This is a genomic window from Clostridioides sp. ZZV15-6598 (assembly GCF_020657705.1).
Taxonomy (GTDB): Bacteria; Bacillota; Clostridia; order Peptostreptococcales; family Peptostreptococcaceae; genus Clostridioides; species Clostridioides difficile_F.
In genome coordinates this window covers 1-4,450 of the sequence record NZ_JAGWCS010000207.1, presented here as the reverse complement: position 1 = coordinate 4,450, position 4,450 = coordinate 1, and the positions used below count along the sequence as shown (strand labels likewise).

Here is a 4,450-nt window from a genome sequence, read left to right as displayed (position 1 = left end):
TAAGAAGTTCATAAGAGAACTGCATAGGTAGTAGCGAACTTATGTGAACGACAACCTCAAAAATGATAAAAGTTAAGACTTATGGTTCTTACATATGTTATTTAAAAATAAATACAAAAACCTTCAAAATACTTGTTTTAAATAATTACATACGTTAATATCATGATGAGTGATGAAAAATGGAAGTAACTCATGGTAGAGGATATGTATATAGTATGGTGTGTAAAATATGGACACCCAGAATTTAATAATCAGAAAAAACAAGTAAAGTGAGGTGGTATTAGTGGAAAAAGCTTATAAGTTTAGAATGTATCCAAATAAAAAACAGCAAAAGTTAATTAACAAAACTTTTGGATGTTGTAGATTTGTATATAATAAATATCTTTCTAAAAGAATAGAAGCTTATGAAAATGATAAAGAAACTTTTACTTATAAACAGTGCAGTTCTGATTTGACCAATTTAAAAAAAGAATTAGATTGGCTTAAAGAACCTGACAAATTTTCACTACAAAACACCTTAAAAGATTTAGAAAACGCATATAAAAAATTCTTTAAAGAAAATACAGGATTTCCTAAATTTAAATCAAAGAAAACTAATAGATTTTCATATAGAACGAACTTTACAAATGAAAATATTATGTACATTGGTCAATATATAAAACTACCTAAACTTGGTATGGTTAAAGTAAGGGATAAACAAGCACCTCAAGGGAGAATACTTAATGCTACTGTATCCAAAGAACCAAGTGGTAAATATTATGTATCATTATGTTGTACTGATATAGACATTAAAGCATTTGAAAATACTAATAATCAGGTAGGTTTAGATTTAGGAATTAAAGAATTTTGTATCTCAAGTTGTGGACAATTTATAGAAAATCCTAAGTATCTTCTAAAGTCATTAAACAAACTTGCTAAATTACAAAGAGAATTATCGAGAAAAACAATTGGTAGTTTAAATAGAAATAAAGCAAGATTAAAAGTTGCAAGACTTCAAGAGCATATAGCTAATCAAAGAAAGGATTTTCTACAAAAACTATCTACTAAATTAATAAAAGAGAATGATATTATTTGCATAGAAGATTTGCAAGTAAAAAATATGACTAGAAATCATAAACTATCTCGCTTAATTTCTGATGTGTCATGGTCAGAATTTGTTAGTCAATTAGAATACAAGGCTAATTGGTATGGTAGACAAATTGTAAAGGTAGGTAAATTCTTTGCAAGTTCACAAATATGCAATAAATGTGGGTATAAAAACGAGGCAATTAAGAATTTAAGCATAAGAGAATGGATTTGTCCTTGTTGCAATGTAACTCACGATAGAGATATAAATGCAAGTATAAATATATTAAAAGAAGGATTAAGACTAATAACAGTTTAAAATAGATAACTTATGTAAGAACCGTAGGAACTACGGGGATAGCCTGTGGAGAATTAGTAAGACATATGTTAGTATGCGAAATTCTATGAAGCAGGAACCCTGTGACTTTAGTCATGGGAGGTTCAGGTATGTCATGGGGTAGAACAGTTTGATTTTGAAGTCTTTAAAAAAGCAGTAAATCAAGGATTAGAGCCAGATTTAATAAGTACAGATATGCATATAAAAAATATGAAAGATATACATTATTCTCTTTTAAATGTTGTAAATAAAATTATGGAACTTGGGATACCTCTAGAAAAATGCATAGAAAAGGTAACTGAATATCCAACAAAAGTTTTTAATTTACAAGGAAGTCAAGGTAGGATAAAAGTTGGTGGAGAAGGCGATTTTACAATATTTACAATAGATGATACTGAAGAAATCATAACAGATTATAATAATAATGAACTAATGTTAAATAAAAAATTGAGCTTACAATATACTATAAAATCATGGATGAAGAGTAGTGAGGTTTATAGACATTGGTATGATGGCATTGCAATAAATTAAGTAATATTGATAAAAAAGGAAAAATATGTTTAAATTAGTATATATTGGATAAATATGTAATGGAACAATAATTATAATTTTAGGGGAGGTATTTTAGTATGAAAGCATTTGTTGATAAGGATGTATGTGTAGCTTGTGGAGCGTGTATAGGAACATGTCCAGACGTTTTTAGTATGAGTGATGAAGGACATTCAGTTGCAATTGAAGGAGAAATACCAGCAGAATTACAGGATTTATGTAAAGAAGCAGAAGAAGGATGTCCAGTTTCAGCTATAACAGTTAAATAAAACTGTTTAAATTTAGTTTAAAGACAATATATAAGGTTTGATTATTATTTAAGCTATAGTATTAGATTAAGATTCTATTACTATAGCTTTTTAAAATAGATAAATTCAAAAGATAAAGTATTATTTTTATAAAAGGTGGAGGATTTAAGTATGAAGAAAAATTATGAAATAGTGTTATTTGACCTAGATGGAACACTTACAGACCCTAAAGAAGGAATAACGAAATCTATTCAGTACTCTTTAAAGAGTTTTGGTATAGAAGAAGAATTGGATAACTTGGAACAATTTATAGGGCCACCCCTACATGCTACTTTTAAAGACTATTATAAATTTGAAGATGAAAAGGCAACAGAAGCTGTTGAAAAGTATAGAGAATACTTTTCTGACAGAGGAATATTTGAAAATAAAATTTATGAAGACATAAAGGAGACTTTAAAAATACTTTATGAAAATGGTAAAATACTACTATTGGCTACTTCTAAACCAACAGTTTTTGCAGAAACCATACTTAAATATTTTGATATAGATAGATATTTTAAATATATAGCAGGTAGTAACCTTGATGGTACAAGAGTAAATAAAAATGAAGTTATAGAATATGTGTTAGATTTGTGTGATGTAACAGATAAAGATAAGGTTATTATGATTGGTGATAGAAAATACGATATAATTGGAGCTAATAAAATAGGTGTAGATTCTATAGGTGTATTGTATGGGTATGGCTCTTTTGATGAGATTAGTAAAAGTAATCCTACTTATATTGTCGAAAGTGTTAAATCTATAAAAGATATTTTGCTATAAATATCTTTTATAGACAAAAACAATACAAAATGGTGTAGCATATTTAAAAATATGATATTATAATTAAGGAAGCCATTTAAAAAAGAGGAGGATGCACTTGAAATGAAATCTATTTTAATCATGGGTGGAAGCGACTTCATAGGTTCTGCACTTGCTAAGCGTTTAATTAAATGTGGGTATCAAATAGATATACTTACGAATGGTAAAAAGGAAATAGATTATAAAGGTTTTAGAGAGCACTTAATTTGCGATAGAAAAGTACGCAAAGATATGGAAAACATTATCAATGGAAGACAGTATGATTACATATATGATATGACTGCATATACAAAAGAGGATGTTGGTAATCTTATTGATTTTGTAAACTTAGATAACTTAAAAAAATACATAGTATTGTCAGCAGGAGCCGTATACAAAGATAGTGGAAGAAATGTAAAAGAAGATAATGAAAAAGGCGAGAATGAAAACTGGGGTAAATATGGACTTAACAAAAAGGAAGCAGAAGATTTTGTTATAAATAGCTCTATACCATATATAATTATTAGACCAACCTATATATATGGTGAAAATAATAATTTGTATAGAGAATACTATTTCTTTGAAAAAATAGAAAAAAACGAAAAAATACCAGTACCTAAAGGAAAGCAAGTAAGCAATCAATTTATATATATTGGGGATTTAGTAAAGGTATTAGAAAGTGTAATGAAAAATTCTCACATAAGAGAAGCGTATAATGTAACAAATCCACAGTTAATATCTTGGGATGAACTTATATATACATGTGGAGAAGTTATTGGTAAGGAACCTATTATAAAATATGTAGACATGGAAAAAGTTGAGTTTAGAGAGAGAACTTACTTCCCATTTAGAAACATAGACTTTAATCTAGATATAAATAAGCTTATTGAACATGGTCTTTATATACCAAATGTTTTATTAAAAGAAGGTCTTACAACAACATATAAATGGTTTGTAGCTAATAAACCAAAATTACACGATAGAAAAATGGACAAAGTTGAGTCTGTAATGCAAATAGTTTAAGATAATAAATAAGTAGGTAGATACTTTGAAATTAAAGATAAAGCATTTTTTAAAATTTTTTATATTGATATTTGTTTTAATTTTTATATACTCAGTTGCAATAGAACCGAGTCTATTAATTGTGAAAAAATATAATATAAATAAAGATGGAAACATGATGAAAGAAAATATAGTAAAAAATGAGAATGAAACTATAAAAGTAGTTCAGATTTCAGATACTCAAATAGGTAGCTTTTACTCGACTAATAAACTTAAAAAAGTAGCCAATAAGGTTAATACCTTAAATCCAGATATATTAGTATTTACTGGAGATTTGATTAAAAAATAGCTATGCATACTCGTGACTTTAGTCATGAGTTAGTAGCTAAAATAGTCAGCATATAAGGAA

The 4,450-nt window shown here is 27.4% G+C and carries 5 protein-coding genes and 1 pseudogene; all 6 read left to right on the top strand.

All coding sequences use genetic code 11. The features are described 5' to 3' along the window. Positions 1-274: 274 nt before the first annotated feature. The 6 genes and pseudogenes from tnpB (at position 275) to KGF50_RS20485 (ending at position 4,390) form a co-directional block, all read left to right on the top strand. Positions 275-1,384: an IS200/IS605 family element RNA-guided endonuclease TnpB gene (gene tnpB / locus KGF50_RS20510; protein ID WP_227849771.1), complete on the top strand. Its 1,110-nt coding sequence runs from the start codon at positions 275-277 to the stop codon at positions 1,382-1,384. Positions 1,385-1,552: 168 nt separating this feature from the next. After that, a pseudogene (locus KGF50_RS20505) lies at positions 1,553-1,933 on the top strand (amidohydrolase family protein); the annotation flags it as partial. Positions 1,934-2,031: 98 nt separating this feature from the next. Beyond that, entirely contained in the window at positions 2,032-2,220 is a 189-nt protein-coding gene (locus KGF50_RS20500; protein WP_227436432.1) for a ferredoxin, read from the top strand. Positions 2,221-2,370: 150 nt separating this feature from the next. Beyond that, positions 2,371-3,021, top strand: coding sequence for an HAD family hydrolase (locus KGF50_RS20495; protein ID WP_227849770.1), 651 nt, complete (start codon positions 2,371-2,373; stop codon positions 3,019-3,021). Positions 3,022-3,123: 102 nt separating this feature from the next. Continuing rightward, positions 3,124-4,062, top strand: a complete 939-nt coding sequence (locus KGF50_RS20490) for an SDR family oxidoreductase (protein ID WP_227849769.1) — start codon at positions 3,124-3,126, stop codon at positions 4,060-4,062. A gap of 121 nt (positions 4,063-4,183) precedes the next feature. Beyond that, on the top strand, positions 4,184-4,390 hold the full coding sequence (locus KGF50_RS20485; protein ID WP_227849768.1) for a hypothetical protein: 207 nt from the start codon (positions 4,184-4,186) through the stop codon (positions 4,388-4,390). Positions 4,391-4,450 lie beyond the last annotated feature (60 nt).